Annotated in this window: 17 protein-coding genes; 9 read left to right on the forward strand and 8 right to left on the reverse strand. The window is 56.1% G+C overall.

The genetic code is table 11. The features are described 5' to 3' along the window. Positions 1-901 precede the first annotated feature (901 nt). The 8 genes from AC2TDJ_RS06225 to AC2TDJ_RS06260 all read right to left on the reverse strand — a co-directional run bounded on the left by AC2TDJ_RS06225 (position 902) and on the right by AC2TDJ_RS06260 (position 12,548). Complete coding sequence (locus AC2TDJ_RS06225) at positions 902-3,553, reverse strand: molybdopterin-dependent oxidoreductase (protein WP_480840319.1); 2,652 nt, start codon at positions 3,551-3,553, stop codon at positions 902-904. After that, complete coding sequence (gene nirD, locus AC2TDJ_RS06230; RefSeq protein WP_480840321.1) at positions 3,553-3,885, reverse strand: nitrite reductase small subunit NirD; 333 nt, start codon at positions 3,883-3,885, stop codon at positions 3,553-3,555. The genes AC2TDJ_RS06225 and nirD overlap by 1 nt, the downstream gene beginning before the upstream one ends. Then, a complete protein-coding gene (nirB, locus tag AC2TDJ_RS06235; protein WP_480840323.1) occupies positions 3,882-6,317 on the reverse strand; it encodes a nitrite reductase large subunit NirB in 2,436 nt (811 codons plus the stop codon). The genes nirD and nirB overlap by 4 nt, the downstream gene beginning before the upstream one ends. A gap of 4 nt (positions 6,318-6,321) precedes the next feature. Then, on the reverse strand, positions 6,322-8,001 hold the full coding sequence (locus AC2TDJ_RS06240; protein WP_480840325.1) for an ABC transporter ATP-binding protein: 1,680 nt from the start codon (positions 7,999-8,001) through the stop codon (positions 6,322-6,324). Between the two features lie 5 nt (positions 8,002-8,006). Then, a complete protein-coding gene (locus AC2TDJ_RS06245; RefSeq protein ID WP_480840327.1) occupies positions 8,007-9,089 on the reverse strand; it encodes an ABC transporter permease in 1,083 nt (360 codons plus the stop codon). Between the two features lie 73 nt (positions 9,090-9,162). Further along, positions 9,163-10,527 carry a CmpA/NrtA family ABC transporter substrate-binding protein gene (locus AC2TDJ_RS06250; protein WP_480840329.1) on the reverse strand — a complete coding sequence of 455 codons (1,365 nt, stop codon included), beginning with the start codon at positions 10,525-10,527 and terminating at the stop codon, positions 9,163-9,165. A gap of 270 nt (positions 10,528-10,797) precedes the next feature. Beyond that, complete coding sequence (locus AC2TDJ_RS06255; RefSeq protein WP_480840331.1) at positions 10,798-11,967, reverse strand: ABC transporter substrate-binding protein; 1,170 nt, start codon at positions 11,965-11,967, stop codon at positions 10,798-10,800. After that, the gene (locus AC2TDJ_RS06260; RefSeq protein ID WP_480840333.1) at positions 11,964-12,548 is read right to left on the reverse strand and encodes an ANTAR domain-containing response regulator; all 585 of its coding nucleotides are present in this window, start codon (positions 12,546-12,548) and stop codon (positions 11,964-11,966) included. Before AC2TDJ_RS06260 ends, AC2TDJ_RS06255 begins: the two co-directional genes overlap by 4 nt. Positions 12,549-12,849: 301 nt before the next feature. Here AC2TDJ_RS06260 and AC2TDJ_RS06265 point away from each other — a divergent pair, with 301 nt between their 5' ends. The 9 genes from AC2TDJ_RS06265 (at position 12,850) to AC2TDJ_RS06305 (ending at position 19,736) form a co-directional block, all read left to right on the forward strand. After that, on the forward strand, positions 12,850-13,299 hold the full coding sequence (locus tag AC2TDJ_RS06265; protein ID WP_480840335.1) for a phasin family protein: 450 nt from the start codon (positions 12,850-12,852) through the stop codon (positions 13,297-13,299). Between the two features lie 652 nt (positions 13,300-13,951). Then, a complete protein-coding gene (locus AC2TDJ_RS06270) occupies positions 13,952-14,422 on the forward strand; it encodes an aminoacyl-tRNA deacylase (protein ID WP_480840337.1) in 471 nt (156 codons plus the stop codon). Positions 14,423-14,565: 143 nt separating this feature from the next. Continuing rightward, on the forward strand, positions 14,566-15,240 hold the full coding sequence (locus AC2TDJ_RS06275) for an ankyrin repeat domain-containing protein (RefSeq protein ID WP_480840339.1): 675 nt from the start codon (positions 14,566-14,568) through the stop codon (positions 15,238-15,240). A 121-nt stretch (positions 15,241-15,361) separates the two neighbouring features. Then, entirely contained in the window at positions 15,362-15,586 is a 225-nt protein-coding gene (locus AC2TDJ_RS06280) for a hypothetical protein (protein WP_480840341.1), read from the forward strand. 83 nt (positions 15,587-15,669) lie between these two features. Next, positions 15,670-16,863, forward strand: a complete 1,194-nt coding sequence (locus tag AC2TDJ_RS06285; protein WP_480840343.1) for a tyrosine-type recombinase/integrase — start codon at positions 15,670-15,672, stop codon at positions 16,861-16,863. Continuing rightward, positions 16,860-17,627, forward strand: coding sequence for a hypothetical protein (locus tag AC2TDJ_RS06290; RefSeq protein WP_480840345.1), 768 nt, complete (start codon positions 16,860-16,862; stop codon positions 17,625-17,627). Before AC2TDJ_RS06285 ends, AC2TDJ_RS06290 begins: the two co-directional genes overlap by 4 nt. A gap of 74 nt (positions 17,628-17,701) precedes the next feature. Continuing rightward, complete coding sequence (locus AC2TDJ_RS06295; protein WP_480840347.1) at positions 17,702-17,884, forward strand: helix-turn-helix transcriptional regulator; 183 nt, start codon at positions 17,702-17,704, stop codon at positions 17,882-17,884. 107 nt (positions 17,885-17,991) lie between these two features. Then, positions 17,992-18,552 carry a hypothetical protein gene (locus tag AC2TDJ_RS06300; RefSeq protein WP_480840349.1) on the forward strand — a complete coding sequence of 187 codons (561 nt, stop codon included), beginning with the start codon at positions 17,992-17,994 and terminating at the stop codon, positions 18,550-18,552. Between the two features lie 2 nt (positions 18,553-18,554). Then, the gene (locus tag AC2TDJ_RS06305) at positions 18,555-19,736 is read left to right on the forward strand and encodes an AAA family ATPase (RefSeq protein ID WP_480840351.1); all 1,182 of its coding nucleotides are present in this window, start codon (positions 18,555-18,557) and stop codon (positions 19,734-19,736) included. Positions 19,737-19,840: the final 104 nt, after the last annotated feature.

Below are 19,840 nucleotides of genomic sequence, written 5' to 3' on the forward strand. Positions count from 1 at the left end.
TTTTGCAAAAAAACTGAATGCCGGCTTTTGAAGGCAAAACAAACCGACAATGGATGTCGGGTGTTGTCTTCAATACTATTCTATTGACCAATCATACTTGTGTCCAATTCAACGGAGTCATCTGTTCTTTGGTGCGCCGACCGGCCAAACGCCAATTCGACCGTCTTTTAGCACGAAGGCCCATCGTAGGTTCCCAGTGTCTGGACACTTAGCCAGTAGATGACGATTGACGGGAGTGCGATTGTAGATGGGAATGCATTTGGGCACCTGTCGTATCCGATCGCGACACGCCCCAGTTCTTGAACCAGCCGAACAGTTCCTCATTGCGGTTGCGAATTCTGGAGCGCGATTTTCAAATTTGACGGTCACTTTATGTTGCTTCGGCCAGAGATACATGTGCGGACCACCTTGTCTTTTATGGATTTTATGACCCAACCGGCGCCGTGGTCTTGATCCCTCAGCAACCAGTCGACACGTCTGACGGCTCAAGAGGACCTGTATACCGATGCAATCACTGACCCGTCCGGCATTAACGACAGGATTCAATGGTCGCCCTTTGCGATCACAGATGGCGTTCAGCTTGTTACTCCCTTCAACTCTGGTTCTTTCAATCAGGCGTTCGCATCCCCTTTTCGACGTCCAAACTGGACGCCGAACGGCGGTTTTCCGATGCTCGGCGTCAATCTGATTGTCTGCTTTTTCATGCTCGGCAGCCAGGCCAGCCGCACGCGCCATTCGCCCGTCCATAAGTCAGAAAAGACCAGAAATACCCACCGCTTGCTTTCAAGTCGTGAATCGCGTCACTCGCGTAAGTAGTGGGTACGGAACCACAGCCAGCGGATGAGAGAGGCCAATTTCTAATGCCTTTCTCTGGCACTGCGGTAGAGTTTGCTCGCACGACTTAGACTTGCGAGCAACTCTCAGGCTTCTTGTCCGGTTGAAACGAATGCTTTTTGATTATTTCGGATAGCTCGGGCCGACAGGAACCACAGCCTGTTCCGGCTTGCACGGTTTCTCCAAGTATGTCCACATCAACAAAATGCCCGGTGTCAACTGCACGGATTATGGTTTTTAAACCGACGCCGAAACACGAACAGACTGTTGGCCCGGCATCTTCTACATCCAAAGAAGGACGCCCGGACAAGACCTGCAAGGGTGAGACGTCAGGCAAGGTCGCGATGTAGTCTCGCATCAGTTTTACCGGTTCAGGGGATACAAACAGTGCCGCCAAAAGGTGATGCCCTTCGAAGAATGCAATTCTGAATGACCCTCGATTTTGATCCGATATCGATGCGCAGACGGCATCGGGTAAGCCAAACCATTCTCTTGCCGAACTCTCCCAATCCTCGACGAGCCGGTATCCTGCAAGCTCCGTTCTGTAACCCTTGTCCGTTTTGGCCGTTGCCCAGTAGTCGGCCCCAGGCGATGGAGCTGTAACAGACACCGAGAACCCATACCAAGCAGCCTTCATACGCCGAATGGACACCGCCGTTGCCTTGCTTTCAGGTTGCCCGGAGATTGGGTCGGTCACACTTGGAACCAACGCATCCACACGGGATGATGGAGCTGTTTCACCAGTCCAGTGAATTGGCGCGAATACCTGGCCGGTTGCGACAGTATCTGTGGTACGAAGTCGAAATACTCCACTTCCAACAGGGCTTTTGACTTCGACCAAGTCGGCGGTAGCGAGGCCCAATCTTCCGGCGTCCTTGGGGTTGATATCCAAAAAAGGTTCGGCGAGGTGAGCTGACAATCGGGGCGACAGCCCTGAACGGGTCATGGTGTGCCATTGGTCCCGAATGCGCCCGGTATTCAAAAGATACGGGTATTGTGCAGATGTTCCAGCTATTGGCGGTCGATGGGTAACCGGCACAAAACGTGCTTTGCCGTCAGAATAAAAAAATTGTCCATCGCCAAAGAATCGCCCGTCCGTAGCACCCGATGCCACCGGCCAACGCGTGGGGGCCAAGTCTGCGTATTCAACGTCTTCGATTTCCGATAATCCTGAAATGTCAAAGTCTTTGCCAAACGATTTTGCAAGAGAAGATAATGCAGCATGTTCACGAAAGATCTGTGCCGGAGTCTTATAGCTGAAAGACGACACCCACCCCATGCGACGTCCCACTTCGGCAATTATGTCCCAGTCTGCACGTGCTTGCCCCGGCGGCGCCAAAACGGCGCGCTGTCTGCTGATCGTGCGGTCGGAATTGGTTACGGTGCCGCTCTTTTCCGCCCACCCCGCCGCCGGCAACAGCACATCTGCCATGCGCGAAGTGTCCGTATGGGCTGTCAGGTCGCTGACAACGGTAAACGGGCAGTGTTCAATGGCCGCCCTCACTCGGTTAACGTCGGGCATGGTGACCGCCGGATTGGTGTGGATGATCCAGAGCGCCTTGACCTGATCGTCCTCAATGGAACGAAACAGATCGACGGCTTTCAGCCCCTGTCTTGGCGCCATGGTCGGCGCGCCCCAGAACTCCTGAACCGCGGCGCGGTGGCTTTCGTTTTCTATGTCCAGATGGCATGCGAGCGTGTTGGCCAAACCGCCGACTTCGCGGCCGCCCATTGCATTGGGTTGCCCCGTCACCGAAAAGGGGCCCATTCCTTTTCGCCCGATCCGGCCAGTGGCCAGGTGGCAATTCAGGATCGCGTTGACCTTGTCAGTTCCGCTGGAGGACTGGTTCACGCCCTGACTGAAGATTGTCACCACGCGCTCTGTTTTGATCCAAAGATCACAGAACGCCTCGATCAGATCTGGGCTTAGACCCGTTACGGCTGGATCCTCATGCTGCGCCGTGTCGAGGGCATCGGAAAAACCGACGCTCCGCTCCAGAAACTCTGACGCTACATGCCCGCCTTCGTGAATTCTGCCTAGCAAGCGGTTGAACAAGGCGACGTCACTTCCGGGCTTTAGTGCCAGATGCAGATCCGCCTGATCGCAACTGGCCGTGCGACGGGGGTCAATCACGACGATCTTTGTTCCTCGAGACTGACGCGCTGCCAACACGCGCTGATAAAGGACCGGATGACACCACGCTAGGTTGGACCCGACCAGGACGACCAGATCGGCGTGATCCAAATCCTCATAGGTACCCGGTACCGTGTCCGTTCCGAAGGCACGTTTATGACCGGCCACAGTCGAGGCCATGCAGAGCCGCGAATTGGTGTCGATATTGGCCGAACCTATGAACCCCTTCATCAGCTTGTTGGCGACATAGTAATCTTCGGTCAACAATTGGCCTGAGACATAGAAGGCGATGCTGTCAGGCCCGTAAGCCTCGATGGTCGAGGAGAAACGATCAGCCACCAGTTGCAGCGCATCGTCCCACGCGACGTCCTTGCCAAAAGCACGCGGGCTCATTAACCGGTGTTCTGTTCCGACGGTTTCACCCAAGGCCGCACCCTTGGAACAAAGACGCCCGTGGTTTGCCGGGTGGTCCGGGTCGCCCCGAACCGCCAGCCCTCCGGCACCGTCAGGGCGCAGCAGGACGCCGCAGCCAACACCGCAATAGGCGCAGGTCGAGCGGACCTCGGGCAGGCCGGTACCGTCCATCAGGCTGCACTCCGCCGGGCAACTGCGCTGTCGTCCAGCAGGATGCGACCGTCCTTCAGGCGCACCGGATAGGTGGTGATCCGACCGTCATCGGCGCCTTGCGCTTCGCCTGTGTTCAAGTCGAAGACCCAGTTGTGCAGCGGGCAAGTCACCGACTGGCCGTGCACGATCCCTTCGGATAAAGGACCGCCCTTGTGCGGGCAGCTGTTGGTGGCGGCAAACACTTCGGACTCGGCTGTGCGAAAAACCGCGATGCAACCGATATGAGTTTTCACAAGCCGTGCTCCGCGTAGGGGTACGTCGTCGATCTGTCCGATGTCGATCCAGCTCATTCCGCGGCCTCCAGTGTGAAATCTGCAATTGGTGCAAAGGTTTGCGCTTTTTCCCGCACGTGTTCTGCCCAGGGATCCTTGCGGTAAACGCTTTGCGACAGCTCGAACCGGGCGACCAAAGCGGTCCGGTTTTCTAGATCATCGACCACCTGCGCCTTGACCCAGTCCATGCCGACCTTTCCCAGCCATTTGTACAGACGGTCCAGGTACTTGCCGCCCTCACGGTAGACCTGTGTCACGGCCATCACGACCTCAATCGCCTCTTGTTCCGAGGGCACTTGGCACAGCAGCTCGGTCTCTTTCACATCCATACCGGCGGCACCGCCAATGCTGATTTGATAGCCGGAGTCCACACAGACCACGCCGATATCCTTGCATGTCGCCTCGGCGCAGTTGCGCGGGCAGCCCGAAACGGCCAGTTTCAGTTTGTGCGGTGTCCATGAGCCCCAGAGAGTTTTCTCTAATTTGATACCGAGACCGGTGCTGTCCTGCGTTCCAAACCGGCAGTGATCGGTTCCAACACAGGTTTTGACCGTGCGGAGGCCCTTGGAATAGGCATGGCCCGAGACCAGCCCGGCTTTGTTCAAGTCCGACCAGATCGCCGGCAAGTCCTCTCCTTTGACGCCCAGCAGGTCAATGCGCTGACCGCCGGTGACCTTGACTGTCGGCACATTGTACTTGTCGGCGGCGTCAGCAATGGCGCGCAATTCGGCTGGGTTGGTGATCCCGCCCCACATACGTGGCACGACGCTGAAGGTGCCATCCTTCTGGATGTTGGCATGCTTGCGTTCGTTCACAAAGCGGCTCTGTGGGTCGTCCTGATACTCCAGCGGCCAGTCCGCCAGCAGGTAAAAGTTGATCGCCGGACGGCAGACATGGCAGCCGTTTGGCGTGGTCCAGCCGAGTTCCTGCCAGACAGCGGCCTGACTTTTTAGTTTCTGCCCTTTGATCAGACGCCGTACATCCTCGTGGGTCAGATCGGTGCAACCGCAGATCGGCTGCGCCGCAGGCATCTGGAACTCGTCTCCCAGAGTGACCTGCAATACTTGTTCAACCAGCCCCGTGCAGGTTCCGCATGAGGCGCTGGCCTTGGTGCTTGCACGCACCGCACCCAGATCGCCGGCCCCTTCATTGATCGCCTCAACAATCTCGCCCTTGCATACGCCGTTACAGCCGCAAATCTCCGCCTCAGGCGGCAATGCTGCAACGGCTGAGAGAGGGTCCGCAGTATCGCCCCCCTGATAGGCCGGGCCGAAAATCAACGTCTCTCGCATTTCGTCGATGTTGGTGCCGTCTTTGATCAAGCCGAAGAACCAGCTTCCATCGGTGGTGTCGCCGTACATAACGGCACCGATTAAGCGATCCTCTTCAATCACCAGACGTTTGTAGACACCGCGTGAGGGGTCGCGGAAGACGATGTCCTCTCGTGCCGGCCCGTCTGCGAAATCGCCCGCGCTGAACAGGTCACAGCCTGTAACTTTCAATTTGGTGGAAAGGGTTTTCTGAACGAACGCCGCCTCTTCCTCCAACAAGGCCTGCGCCGCCGCTTTCGCCTGATCGTAAAGCGGCGCGACAAGGCCAAAGACCTCTCCGTCATGCTCGACGCATTCGCCCACGGCATAGATGTCCGGGTCCGAGGTCAGCATCTGATCATCCACATGGATTCCTCGCCCGATGGCCAGTCCGGCCTCTTGCGCCAAAGCTGTGTTCGGACGGATGCCCACGGCCATGACCAGTAGGTCACAGGGCAATTCGGTCCCGTCCTCCAACAGTAGCGCACGGACCTTGCCATCGTGCCCGAGGATTTCCTTAGAATTCGCTTGCAGGCAGATCTTGATGCCCTTTTCTTCCAGCGATTTCTTAAGAAGATACCCGGCGGCCTCGTCCAGCTGACGCTCCATCAGGTGACCCATGATGTGCACCACGGTGACGTCTACGCCATGCGCGGCCATACCTGCCGCCGCTTCAAGCCCCAACAAACCGCCGCCAATCACAACGACCTTGTTGTCCGGGACCATGGCCATCATCTGCTGGGTGTCTTCCAGATCGCGGTAGGCGATCACACCGTCCAGATCATGACCCGGCAGCGGGACAATGAACGGGTTCGACCCCGTCGCGATGACCAGCTTGTCGTAGGGAACGTGGCCATTCGCGCCCTCGACCACTTTCATCTCACGGTCGACATTCACGACACGCTCGCCGAAACGGCAGGTAATACCACGCTCTGCATACCAAGCGTCGTCATGGGTGACGATCTCTTCGTAGGTCTTGTCACCCGACAAAACCGGGCTGAGCATGATGCGGTTGTAGTTTCCGCGCGGTTCCGCGTTGAACAGGGTGATGTCGAACGCATCTGGTGCCGCGTCGGTCAGGTGCTCCAGCACCCGACCCGAGGCCATGCCCGCGCCTATGACAACAAGTCTTTGCTTCATGAGTTCACTCCGCTGCAATCGCCTTAGGGGCGGGTGTTTTTGGCTTGGCGCCGTGTTCGTATTCTTCGAGGAAATCGAGGACTTCCTGCCGGTAAGCGTAGTAATCCGGGTGCTCCAACAGCGCCTTGCGCGTACGCGGACGCGGCAGTTTGACCGATGTGATCTTGCCGATGGTTGCTTGCGGACCGTTGGTCATCATCACCACCCGGTCGGCCAATAGGATCGCCTCATCCACGTCATGGGTTACGCAGATTGCGGTGACCTTGGTGCGGGACCAGACCTCCATCAGCACGTCCTGCAACTCCCAGCGCGTCAGACTGTCGAGCATCCCGAAGGGTTCATCCAGCAGCAGGAGCTTGGGGGACAGGGCGAAGGCGCGGGCAATACCAACGCGTTGCTTCATGCCGTTCGAGAGATCAGAGGCAGATTTGTCCATTGCATCGGCCAGTCCGACACGTTCCAGATAGTATTCCACAACGTCCTGCCGCTCGGCGATGCTTGCCTTGGGATAGACCTTGTCGACCCCAATCGCGACGTTTTCCTTGGCGCTCAGCCAGGGGAACAAATTGGGCGATTGGAACACCACCGCGCGTTCGGGATCGGCCCCCTCGACGTGACGACCATCCAGTTTGATCGCGCCTTTCGAGATGTCGTTGAGACCCGCAGCCATAGTCAAAACCGTGGACTTGCCACAGCCGGAATGGCCGATCAGAGAGATGAACTCACCCTTGTCGATCTTCAGGTCAAAATCCTCGACCACGGTCAGAGGGCCTTTGGGCGTCGGATACACCTTGTGCAGCTGCGAGAAGTCGAGGAAGCGGTTCTCGATCATCCCCTTTTGCGCCTCGGCCACTGCCGTTGGAACGCCGTGGATCGGGGTGACATCCGGGAGGATCCGCGAGCCTTCGACCTTGGCCTCGATCCCCACGTCCATCAGGTATTTGGTGACGTCAGCGCGGAGGCGTTTGAAGGTCTCATCGTTGTTCATCGCACCCCGATCACGCGGGCGGGGGATCGACACGCGGAACGCTTGCCCCAATGTCCCATCAGGGTTCAGAGCAATGATCCGGTCGGCCAGAATGATCGCCTCGTCGACATCGTTGGTGATGAGGACACAGGTCTTTTTGTCGGCCTCCCAGATGTGTTCGATCTCATCCGCCAGATTGGCGCGGGTGAGCGCATCCAGCGCCGACAAAGGCTCATCCAGCAGCAGAACTTCGGGGTTCATCGACAATGCACGCGCGACGTTGACCCGCTGGCGCATCCCACCGGACAGCTCAGCCGGGCGGCGCGTGGCGGCGTGGCTGAGACCAACCATCTTGACGTAGTGCGCCACTTTCTCGGCTTTCTCCGCCTTGCTGAGGTTGGGAAAGACAGTATCCACCGCCAGACCCACATTGCCGCTTACTGTCAGCCAAGGCATCAGAGAGTAATTCTGGAAGATCACGCCACGTTCCGGGCCCGGCCCCTTGATCGGAGTGCCTTTGAACGTGACCTCTCCGCCGGTTGGGGTGTCTAGCCCGGCCATCAAATTGATCAGGGTCGTCTTGCCGGTGCCCGAGAAACCAAGGATCACCAGAAACTCACCCTCTTGCACGTCAAGGTCGATACCTTTCAGCACATCGGTTCGCGCGGTGCCTTCACCGAAGGATTTCGAGGCGTTCTTGAAGCTCAGAATGCTCATCGCGTTCACCGGGCGTTCGTGAAGGTGAAGAGGGATTGCAGCGCGTACATCACCCGGTCCAGCAGGAAGCCGATGATGCCGATGGTGAACACCGCAACCATGATCTTGGCCAGAGAGCTGGACGAGCCGTTCTGGAACTCATCCCAGACGAATTTGCCCAGGCCAGGGTTCTGCGCCAGCATCTCGGCCGCGATCAGGACCATCCAGCCGACACCCAAGCTGAGGCGCAAACCCGTGAAGATCAGTGGCAGGGCCGAAGGCAACACCAGCTTGGTGATCTTGGTGTAGGTGTTCATTTTCAGCACTTTGGAGACGTTCACCAGATCCTTGTCGATGGTCGCCACACCTAGTGCCGTGTTGATCAGGGTCGGCCACAGCGAACACAGGGTCACAGTGATGGCCGAGATCAGGAAGGATTTAGCGAACAAGCCGTCATTGGTGACGTAAACGGCCGAGACGATCATGGTCACGATCGGTAGCCAGGCCAATGGCGAGACCGGCTTGAAGATCTGAATCAGTGGGTTCAGCGCCGCATTGGCAGTGGGCGAGAGACCGGCCGCGATGCCAAGTGGGACAGCAACGACCGTAGCGATCAGAAACCCGAAGAATACGGTTTTGATCGAAGTCCATATCTGTTGGTAGTAAGACGGGGCGCCCGTGTAGGCGACTTGCTTGACCTCATCCGCGCGGCCTGCGTCGACCAGCTTTTGGTTCCGTTTCTCGACCATTACCTCGAATTTGGCGCGTTTGGCGGCCTTGGCCCGTGCGTCCTCGTTCAAGTTGATCATCTCTTCCCAAACCTGAGCCGGTCCGGGGACCGCGCCAAGCGAGGTCTGCACTTTGGGGGCCAAAGTCGCCCACAACAGCAGAAAGGCACAAATCGACAACAGAGGCACCACCAGCAAACGCCAGATCTCGGCCATCTGAGCGCGCGGGTTGTCTCCGGCGGCGGCCTTTAGGACCGGTGTGGCCCAGCTGAGGCCAAGAACCTGGAACCATTTGTCGGCGGCGTTGATGCGGGTGAAAAGGTGGGCGCGACGCTCTTGCTTTGCAGCGTCCGTATTGAATTCGGGATCGACCGTTGTCATCTGATGTGTCCTTGCGATGGCGGGGCACTTGTGGGGGCCACGTCCGACTGATGCCGGGCGTGGCGCTGCGGATTTATCCTTGCACGTCCGAGCCGACGATCTTCTGATCGCCCTTCAGACCGATGGGCAGACTTTCGAGATAGGCGTTGGGCGTGCGACCGTCGTAGGCTATGCCGTCGATGATATCCTCGGACGGTGTCGGCGCTTTGTAACCGTCGCTGTCCCAGGGAAAGTCGGCCTCATTCGCCAAACCTTCTTCGACCAGCAGGCGTGCTGCATCCAGATAGATCTCGGGTTTGTAGACGGACTTGGCCACTTCGTTATACCAGCTGTCCGGCTTCGCATCGGCGATCTGGCCCCAGCGACGCATCTGTGTCAGGTACCAGACGGCGTCCGAGTAGAACGGGTATGTCGCATTATAACGGAAGAATACGTTGAAATCGGGGACTTCACGCTTGTCGCCCCTCTCGTATTCAAACGTGCCGGTCATCGAGTTTGCGATGACGTCATAGTCTGCGCCCACATATTCCGGACGGCTTAGGATTTCGACCGCTTCCGCGCGGTTGGCGTTGTCGTTTTCATCCAGCCACATCGCAGCGCGGATCAGGGCTTTGGTCACTGCCAGCGTAGTGTTCGGGTATTCCTCGGCAAACTCGGCGGTGATGCCGAAGACTTTTTCAGGGTTGTTCTTCCACAGCTCATAGTCGGTGATTACCGGAACGCCGATCCCCTTGAATACGGCCTGCTGGTTCCACGGCTCACCCACGCAGTAGCCATTGATCGTGCCGGCTTCCAAAGTGGCCGGCATTTGCGGCGGGGGGGTCACCGACAGGAACACATCCGCACCAATCTGACCGGTCACGTTTTCTGGGCTGTAAAATCCCGGATGCAGACCGCCCGCGGCCAGCCAGTAGCGCAGTTCGTAATTGTGGGTCGAAACCGGGAAAACCATACCCATGTTGAAGGGCTTGCCTTCGGATTTGTACTTCTCAACGACCGGAGCCAGCGCTTCGGCGCTGATCGGGTGTTGCGGGCGACCATCATCCATCACCGGGATGTTTGGCTTCATCTCTTCCCATATCTCATTGGATACGGTGATGCCGTTGCCATTCAGATCCATCGAAAACGGTGTGATAATATGTGCCTCGGTCCCGTATCCGATAGTCGCAGCCAGCGGCTGACCAGCCAGCATATGCGCCCCATCCAACTGCCCGTCGATCACTCCGTCCAACAGAACTTTCCAGTTGGCTTGTGCTTCGAGCGTAACGAAGAGACCTTCGTCCAAAAAATACCCCTGCTCATAAGCCACAGCCAGCGGCGCCATGTCCGTCAGTTTGATAAAGCCAAAGGTCAGTTCGTCTTTTTCCAGCTCAAGCTCGGCCAAGGCCGGAGAAACGAGCGCGGTGGTCGCCGCAAGGCTCAGAACAAGTTTTTTCATTTCGATCCCTTTCGGTCCCGCCCAGTTCCTTGGGCAAACAAAAAAGCCGCCGACACAAACCGCCGGGAAGAAATGGCGGTTGGTCGAGCGGCTTTGCTCTTGTGAGATGCCCACAGCTTTGGGCGAATTCCTACGGTGGGCGACGCTGCCTGCCGATAAGATGATTACGACATCGTTGTCGTAGGGTGTCATCAAGAAAGGTGTATCGATCGGATTTCTTTCTGCATCGCAGCAATTTTTCTCGCTGCAGTGCAATATTTTTGTGCACTCTTATTCGGAGGGCTCAAAAATACGCCGATCGAAAAAGACGTTCGGGGGTAGAATCAGGCTACCAGTGGCAGAAGCCACCGCCATCGAGTTGGGGATAGCGCCTTCCAGCTTTTCCGATGCGCCGGGCAGTTCCGCCCCGGAACCCTGCAACTCGCGGCGATACAAATCGCTGCGAAACACTTCTGCCGCCAGACGCTCAGCCTGCATCGGATCGATGCCGCTTCTAACCGCCAGTTGATGCCCGATCCACTTGGCCTGACTGCGCCATGGAAATGAGGCTGCGCCATCGAAGAACTCGACAAACTGCTCGATCGTCCTCTGGTCGCCACGCGCAGAGATGGTGAACTCGCCCAACAACGCCCGATCAACCAGATCCGGAGATACGTTCAGATAAGTCTTTCGTGAGAGCATTTCAGATGCGGTGGTCCGGCTTTCGGGCTTCGAAAGCCACCGCCCAGCCCGCCAGACTGACCGCACTAGACTGCCCAACAAGTACGGTTCAGTTTCGGCCCAGTCAGAGCGAACCGCCAACACTTTCTCGGGTGCGCAAGTCCAAATCGCCCGTCCCGGCAGAAGCAGCGCGCCGACTTCCTTGTCGACGGCAAATGACCCCCACGGTTCACCCACGCAAAAAGCATCAATCTCGCCGGCAGCCAGAGCCTGCGCCATTAGCGGAGGCGGTACAGTACGTATTTCGACTTGTGTTGATGCAAGTTCCGTTCCCTGCACCCAGTAACGTAGCAGCTCGACATGCATTGAAAACGGAAAGGGCACACCGATGACAAGCGGTCCAGCAGCAACCCGAGCAAGCGCGGCGCCTGCAATAGCTGCATCGCGAAAATCAAAGCCATACCCGTGTTTACGCAATCGGTTTTCCAGGCTGCGACCGACACCGATTACGTTTCCATTCAAGGACAATACGGAAACCGCCGAAATCGGCGTTGAGATACCTCCGAGGTTCAGAGCCATGGCGACCGGGATCGGCGACAATAAATGCGCTGCGTCCACATGCCCGAAGGCCAGCATGTCCCGCAGGGATGACCAGGACGGTGCCGGGCGCAGATCCAGAGAAATCCCTTCGGCACGATCAAAGCCCATTTCTCGAGCGACGATCAAAGGGGCCGCATCGACAAGGGGCATATACGCGACCGGAAGGGATACGGTTCTCATGACAAGAGCCCTGATGCGGTCACCAGCGCCTCGGCCACATCGGCAACACGACGATTTTGGTTCATCGCAGTCTTGCGCAACAGGGCATATGCTTCATCTTCGGATAGGCCCTTGGCTTTCATGAGCAAACCCTTGGCCCGGTCGATGACCTTGCGTTCTTCCAGCGCACGGCGTGTCTCGGCCAGTTCCGTACGCATCTGGCGCAAAACCTGAAACCGAGCGATTGCGGTGTCGATGACGGGTTTGATGCGCTCACTCTGCAGACCATCAACAACATATGCAGATACTCCAGCCTCGACGGCTGTCTTGGCCAGTCCGCCTGCTGCGCCAGACACGAACATTGCCACGGGACGCTCCAACGGACCCGACGCGACCGTCAGCTCTTCCAGCATATCGCGCGAAGGGTTGTCGATATCGATCAACACGATATCCGGGTTGTGCGTAGCAATCTTGCGCGCCAGCCCTGAGACACTGCCAATCACAAAGACGTCCACATCCCCAGACTCCTTTAAGGCATCGACAATTGCGAAAGCGCGTTCTTTGTTCTGCTCGACAACAACGACAGTCAAATTTTGGTTCATGGCGTGTCAGCTGGACCGAGTCCTCGACAGCGACAATTGGAAAGTACTCGTCCTCCACACTAGCGCTGCCAGCCTGCATAAATTGTCAGCCACTTTTCGCAATTCGCGGAAAGAATAAGCAGAACAATATGCTCATTTTCAGCACTGAATGTCTGAGGTGCGGCCTTCAAGGATTTATTCGCTTCTTCTGTTTTGAAGAAAACTTTTGTCAGAAACACCGCGATATGGATTGATCCAAATTAATGCGAAGATTTTGCAAATCTGGTAAAATTACCCAATCAGGTAATGGGAGGAGATTTTGATGCCAGAACAGGAACGCCAATCAAGTTACCCCAGCACCCTTGTCGACGTATTCAGGCTGATGCAACCCTCGGCTGCGACGAACCCCGTTTTAGATGCTCAGATCGAGCAATTCTGGGACGCCCAAGAAAAAATGCTTGAGGAAGCCGAAACCTTTGCACAGCACTGGTTTGAACGGCGCCATGAGGCTGTCCGGACCGCGCTCAAGGCTGCGCGTACTGCGTCGTCCGCGAGCCCTGCTGACCCGTCCAAAGCGATGCAGACCATGACAGAGTGGCAACGCCGTTCAGCAGACCGAATGATAGCAGACGCGCAGGAGTGGTTCGAAACCGTTGCCCGCTGTGCGGCTTATGCCGCAGAAACCGAGGTCGACGCCGTCGAGAAAACGATAGACGACGTTGCCAGCGCCGCAAAGAAAGCCGGGAAGTCCTCAAATTCTGAACCGGTTTAGGGTCTTTTCTGCTGGAGATGTCAGCTGACATCATCGGAAGCAGTTGAGAGGAGATGAAGTACACAGGAAGATCCCGCTCCCTGTGGCGTTGGATCGTGAACACGAGACAAAATCATCTTTCGAACACGCAAAGTGCTCAGGTCATCTGGCCCGGTAAAGTGTTTCAAAACCATGCCGGTTTCTAAGGCCGGATTTGAAACACCTTCAAGTCTGTGCTCTCGAAGAAAGCGCTTTTCCCAATGGTATTGACATCAAACGAGGGTCTGTTGGGAACCTATGGCACCGATTCAGATCTCCTCGCTAACTCCGCTAACCGTCTGTTTTTACGCTGCGCGGCCCGACAGCAGTCACTGCAAACTCAACACGGCGTTTTGTGTTTGGGTGCTCGCGCTGAGGGGCAAATGCTGCCTTCGCTGAATTAGTAGAGAAAAAGCAGCGCGGAAGGCTGAGCATTCGAGGGAAGTGCCACCTGCGCTGGTATCGATCTCAGAACACAGGACTATATCAGCCCATTTCGTTGTGAGGCATTTACTGTCCTCTTGCCCGACCCGCTCAATAGGCGCACAATATGGTCTTACACCCCAAATTGCGCCCTAGTTGCGCACCGTGACAGTTTCGCGACCGGGACGCCTTCGAAAACACGGAGGGCACCATGACTATTGCAACTCGCCTGAAACATCATCTGGACGCTCAAGGGATTCCCTTTGATATTGTTCCACATCCCTATGCCGTAACCGCCAGCGAATGCGCCGAAGCGGCACATGTACCCGGCGATCACCTTGCAAAATCCGTTCTCATCCACATGGAGGAAGGTCCGATGCTGGCAGTTCTGCCTAGCAATCATCAGGTTGACCTCACCGCTCTGCAATCAATGATGAACCGCCGCCTCGGTTTGGCGCCAGAATCCGAAGTGCGCGATCTGTTTGATGATTGCGACCTTGGTGCGGTACCGCCAGTAGGCGATGCCTATGACGTACCGACCGTCGTGGATAACAGCCTTACAGGGCTTGACAAAATCTGGTTCGAGGCGGGAGACCATAAGACTTTGGTCGAGATGCGCGGCGAGGACTTCGACACGTTGATGAAGGATGTCAAACACGGCGCTTTCTGCTGCATGCACTAGTTGCCTGAAAAAACTCTCTCGGATTGCCGTCAGACTTCTTGGCAAAGGCCGTGGCTCGAACCCGTATTGTCTTCACAGTCAAGAAGCAGTTCGAACAATTATTGCATGGAATTGTACCAACCATTCGCGAGGAGAAAATCGTCATGGCTCGCCTCATGATCACAGCTGTTTTGATGGGATTGGCCACCGGTGGAATGGCGCAGACGGCACCCACGGCGCAGGAGATTTCCGCTTACGTCGGGCTTTTAAAAGCCGCGCAGGAAGGTGATGTCGCAAAAATCAGGCACTTGGTTGCAAAGGGTGCCGACGTCGATATTCGCGATTCCCGCGGACGCACACCGGTGCACGTGGCAGCCTTCGCCTCGGAAGACGAAGCCCTTCGCGCATTGGCTGAAGCCGGGGCCGACATGAACGCACTTGAAGGACAGGCCTATGATGTGGTCACAATTGCCGCAGTGGCTGACGATCCTGAACTGATGTCGCTTGCTATTGAACTTGGCAACGATCCGGGCCTCACAACCAGCCCCTACGACGGAACAGCGCTTATCGCAGCGGCGCATCTCGGTCATGTCGAAGTTGTCAGACGATTGGTAGCCGCCGGCGCACCGCTTGACCATGTCAACAATCTGCACTGGACGGCGGTGATGGAGGCCGTGGTTCTGGGCGACGGTGGAGAAAACCACCAGGCCGTGCTCGACGCACTGCTCACGGCCGGGGCCGATCGAATGCTCACCGACCGAGAAGGCGCCACACCTCTTCAACACGCAGAAATGCGCGGATTTTCCGAAATGGCGGAACGGCTAAGGCAAGCAGATTGAGTGCAGCGACATAGTACGAAGTAACCTGAGATTCTTCCGGTCTGACTATCTGAAACTGTCGGAGTTTGTTTCCTTTTTGCCGAGCGAGGGCGCGACGATTGGACAATGCCGGCGAGGTGTAGTGACGACAAAGCTCCATCGGGATGCGACGACTGAAGTAGAAAACACCGTTTTTAACAAAGGTGACGAGTTTAAACTGGCCTCCACCATGGTCTACGGCTCCAACCTGCTTTTAAAAGCTGGAGTGAAACCGAGAGTTTACCTGATGAAGTGGTGCCCGGGGGCGGCACATACAACTTGTTTGAGATTGTTCGTTCCTGTGCAGATTGCCATTCTATTACATTGATTTAGCTGACTAAACTGTCCGAACTTGTCTTGTCGTGTTTGGCACCATCCAATAGGGTAAGGTGGACATCAGGGTGGATATAAATGCGGGCAACAAACAGACTTTCGGCTTCCTTTGTAAAATCAGCACCTGTGGGTAAACACTGCGATGGCGCTGGGCTTTGGTTTATTAAACGAGACGATGGTGGCGCGCAGTGGATGCTTCGTGTAACTGTGCATGGCCGAAGGCGCGAAATGGGTTTAGGCGGCTATCCAACTCTTTCTCTTGCAAGTGCTCGAAGTGTTGCACAGCGTTGGCGTACGGTTGCTGCGGAAGGCCGCGATCCGGTTAAGGAGCGTGAAGCAGAGGCACGTGCGGCGCGGCGGGAAGATGTTTCACTTGCGGTTCTGACTGCAGATACATTCGAAGCGCGAAAGGCTGAACTCAAAGGTGATGGAAAAGCCGGGCGTTGGCTCTCACCGCTAAATGGGCATGTCCTGCCAAAGCTTGGAAAGGTTCCAATAACAGACATTGACCAGCGCGACATTCGCGACACCCTGGCCCCAATCTGGCACACAAAAGCCGATACAGCACGCAAAGCAATGAACCGGCTAAACATAGTCTTTCGCCATGCGGCCGCGCTTGGATTGGACGTTGACCTTCAGGCGACAGAAAAAGCCAAAGCGTTGTTGGGAAAGTCACGTCACAAGCCGAAACATATCCCAGCAATGCTGTGGAGCGATGTCCCTGCTTTCTACTCGAGCTTAGAGGAACCCTCGCCTACGAACCTTGCTATGAGGTTGCTCATCCTAACCGGCGTTCGCTCTAAACCTTTGCGCTTTATCAGGCTCGAACAGATTGAGGGAGACGTTTGGACTATACCCGGTGAGGCCATGAAAGGTCGAAAAGGGGCAACAAGTGATTTCCGTGTGCCGCTTTCGCAGGAAGCGCATCGCGTTATCAAACTGGCCCTACCTCATGCCAGGCGTGGCTTTCTGTTCCCGAACACACGACATGGCGTAATTTCTGATATGACACTCTCGCGGATGATGGAACGTCGCAAACTGGACGCCCGTCCACACGGCTTCCGAAGTAGCCTTCGCGATTGGCTGGCTGAAGCGACCGACGCACCGCACGAAGTTGCGGAAGCAATGCTGGGACATACAACCGACTCTGGCGTGGTTCGAGCCTATCGGCGCACTGATTTTCTTGAGCAGAGATCTGTGCTGGCGGAACGTTGGGCGGACTTTCTGTCAGGTGGTGCAGGTCATGTCGTAAAGCTGGCGACCAATCAATGAATCAGCGGAACAACAACGACTACGCTTCGGATAAGACTGTGGAGCCCTCTTCTGATTTGAGCGAATGGGGCATCCCCGATTGGAGGGACGCTGCAGCCTATGGCGACACCAAAGACTGGACGCTAAATCGTTGGAGGTGGGAGTTCTTTCGGCGCAGATCTGATCTACGTGAGCACTTCGATCGGTGGGCAGAATATACGCACCAGAAAGAATTGGAGTGCAATGTCGGGTTAGACCCCAGAGATGCAGGTTTTCTTGCCTTCGGTACAGAGGATTTCAAGCGGGAGGCTTCAGAGAAGTTTGACTATCTCGGCATTCCCAACCCACGTATCGGCTCACAACCTGCTGGAGCAATCTTGCCGCGTAGTGAACTTTCAAAGCAGAGGCGTTTGATCAATGGAGCACAACGTCACTTAAGCGTTAGAGGAGTGCTTGAAGTCGTTAATGGGTTGTCAGCCGCACAGTTTTCAACGTGGCTTGAACCGCACGAGGTGACGATCAAGTTTGACTTAAACAAACCGCTTCAGGGTCAGCTGGAAGAAGCGCGCGAAATAGTAATGAGGCTCCAGAAACGGCTTCAAGGAAAACTGGTTGTAAAACGGCAGCATCGGAAAAAATGGTTGGGGTACCTGCGTACATTGGATGCACGCGAGGCTGGTGCTGCCTGGTCAGCAATCGCTGCTTTACATCCCGCAACTGCGCAAACAGAGCAATCAGCTCGTGACATTTGGAACCAAGCGAGAGACTTGTGTTTTAATTTCTGATTTCTTTTCACAATCCCAAAGACAGGCTCCTCTGGTCACGGTTGCACAATCCCGAACCAAAAAGGATTGTGACTATGAAATACCTCAACTTCGCAGAACTGCGCAAAAAGCTAGGCGGGCGGTCACGCTCTGCAATTTATCTCGATCTCCAGGCCGGGCGTCTGCCGCAACCGGTTAAACTCGGCGGGAAGCTTTATTGGCCGGAAGACGAAGTGGACACTCACGTCCGTGCCCTTCGCGACGAAAAAGCCCAATAACAATAGCCACCGGCGCTGAGCGACCACCGGGAGCAGGGTTGAGATCAACCAATCGCAGCCCAATCCTGGACTTAAAGGTTCGCCAGCGCCTCAGTGGTGAGGCAAAAATGAGCAAACAAAGCTGGAATAACACTACCGACACGTGTTTGCGTCGCTCCTCCCTGCCCCTTTGTGAACATGGGCAGCTGGACTCGGATGCCACTAACGTCACAAATCTACCACTTGCTGGCTGTGCAGAACTTGGTGTTTACCCCCAATGCAGCAATCCGTCGCACAAGGTGGGTGTAAGCATCGCTGATCATATTCCTGAGCACATTAAAAAGGTGTCGCGTTCAATTGGGTACACCCTTTGGCTGAACGGCGAAAACCAGTGGCTTGGCCTTGAATTAATTTTACAGGCACAACTGGATCAGCAGCAACGTGAAGCGCTTGCCTATATGGCGCTGAAATCTCTCAGCTACGACGCTGCCAAATCGATCGCAGAGGGCGTGCTGGACAATGGTGCAGGACAGCCTATTGCGCCCCTTCTAAATTACATGGACGAGGCCTTGTTCTGGGCTGACATGGCACTTCCTGAAGAGCTTGATGCCTATTGCCTTGCGAGCTTCGGACAGATGGATCCGGCTAGGCAGGCGGCTTTCCTCGAACACGTGCAGGGTGGCAAATAAACATGGCGCATAACTTTGCAGACATGGCTATGCAGCTTAAAGCACACCAAGCCGAGTTTCCTCGCCGGCGATCGGATCTGTTGCCAACGGAATTTTCTTGGCGCGACCCGTCCACCATTCCGCCCCGACCTTGGCTCTATGGGCAGCATCTGATCCGCAAACAGGTATCAGTGACAGTTGCCCCTGGCGGAGTCGGGAAATCATCTCTGACGATCTGTGAGGCGCTGGCAATGGTCTCTGGGCGGGAGCTTCTGGGCGACTGGACCGCCAAAGATCTCAAGGTCTGGATCTACAACCTTGAAGACACGCGCGACGAATTGGATCGGCGTATTATAGCAACCATGCAGCATCACCAAGTCACCTCTCAGGAAATCGCGGGGCGGTTGTTTGTGGACTCTGGTCGGGAACGTGAACTTAGCACTGCGATCCAAACCCGTGAAGGCGTCCAGATCATCAAACCGGAAATGACAGCCCTAGCGCATGAAATTGAGGCACGCGAGATCGATGTTCTGATCATCGACCCGTTTGTTTCGTCGCACCAGGTTGGTGAGAACGATAACGGTGCAATTGACATCGTGGCAAAGGAGTGGGCGCGGTTGGCGGACCGGTGCAACTGCGCAATTGAACTCGTGCACCACACTCGCAAAACCAACGGCGAAGAAGCAACGACCGAAAGCGGGCGCGGCGCAACCGCGCTTTTGGCGGCGGCGCGTTCCGGTCGGGTACTTAACAAGATGACAGAGAGCATGAAGGCTGAAGCGGGTGTGAAAGCGGATCCGTCTACGTATTTTGCTGTGACCCGCGACAAGGCAAATCTTGCCCCCACCGCAGGTCGTGTCTGGCGGCGCTTGGCTTCAGTCCACTTGTCAAACGGTGACAGCGTAGGCGTGGTCGAAGTCTGGAATTGGCCCGATACCTTTGATGGAATTACATTGGCCGACCTTCTTGCTGTGCAGAAAGCTCTGAACGGAAAAGGACTACGGTATTCGGAACAGGCTCGTGACGATTGGGCAGGCGTAACTATTGCGGGAGTTTTGGGACTTGATGCCTGTTCAGACCGCATACGCATCAAAAAATTGATCGAGGCATGGTTGAAATCTGGTGCCTTGAAGAAGGTCAAATTATTGGATGCAAAACGTATGGAACGCCCGTGTTTGGAGGTAGGTGAATGGGCAAACACATAAGTGCCACACCCACCCCAAAAGCAGAGGTGTGGCGGGGTGTGGCAAACATGCAGAAAACAGTTGCCACACCACCCCCCCCCTAAAAGGGGGCGGGTGGTGGTGTG

It is taken from the genome of Ruegeria sp. HKCCD6647-2 (assembly GCF_057221075.1).

Bases quoted from the DNA above. Each gene is read 5' to 3' on its own strand.
- AC2TDJ_RS06225 (WP_480840319.1), bottom strand. From the start codon at position 3,553: ATGGACGGTACCGGCCTGCCCGAGGTCCGCTCGACCTGCGCCTATTGC.
- nirD (WP_480840321.1), bottom strand. From the start codon at position 3,885: ATGAGCTGGATCGACATCGGACAGATCGACGACGTACCCCTACGCGGA.
- nirB (WP_480840323.1), bottom strand. From the start codon at position 6,317: ATGAAGCAAAGACTTGTTGTCATAGGCGCGGGCATGGCCTCGGGTCGG.
- AC2TDJ_RS06240 (WP_480840325.1), bottom strand. From the start codon at position 8,001: ATGAGCATTCTGAGCTTCAAGAACGCCTCGAAATCCTTCGGTGAAGGC.
- AC2TDJ_RS06245 (WP_480840327.1), bottom strand. From the start codon at position 9,089: ATGACAACGGTCGATCCCGAATTCAATACGGACGCTGCAAAGCAAGAG.
- AC2TDJ_RS06250 (WP_480840329.1), bottom strand. From the start codon at position 10,527: ATGAAAAAACTTGTTCTGAGCCTTGCGGCGACCACCGCGCTCGTTTCT.
- AC2TDJ_RS06255 (WP_480840331.1), bottom strand. From the start codon at position 11,967: ATGAGAACCGTATCCCTTCCGGTCGCGTATATGCCCCTTGTCGATGCG.
- AC2TDJ_RS06260 (WP_480840333.1), bottom strand. From the start codon at position 12,548: ATGAACCAAAATTTGACTGTCGTTGTTGTCGAGCAGAACAAAGAACGC.
- AC2TDJ_RS06265 (WP_480840335.1), top strand. From the start codon at position 12,850: ATGCCAGAACAGGAACGCCAATCAAGTTACCCCAGCACCCTTGTCGAC.
- AC2TDJ_RS06270 (WP_480840337.1), top strand. From the start codon at position 13,952: ATGACTATTGCAACTCGCCTGAAACATCATCTGGACGCTCAAGGGATT.
- AC2TDJ_RS06275 (WP_480840339.1), top strand. From the start codon at position 14,566: ATGGCTCGCCTCATGATCACAGCTGTTTTGATGGGATTGGCCACCGGT.
- AC2TDJ_RS06285 (WP_480840343.1), top strand. From the start codon at position 15,670: ATGCGGGCAACAAACAGACTTTCGGCTTCCTTTGTAAAATCAGCACCT.
- AC2TDJ_RS06290 (WP_480840345.1), top strand. From the start codon at position 16,860: ATGAATCAGCGGAACAACAACGACTACGCTTCGGATAAGACTGTGGAG.
- AC2TDJ_RS06295 (WP_480840347.1), top strand. From the start codon at position 17,702: ATGAAATACCTCAACTTCGCAGAACTGCGCAAAAAGCTAGGCGGGCGG.
- AC2TDJ_RS06300 (WP_480840349.1), top strand. From the start codon at position 17,992: ATGAGCAAACAAAGCTGGAATAACACTACCGACACGTGTTTGCGTCGC.
- AC2TDJ_RS06305 (WP_480840351.1), top strand. From the start codon at position 18,555: ATGGCGCATAACTTTGCAGACATGGCTATGCAGCTTAAAGCACACCAA.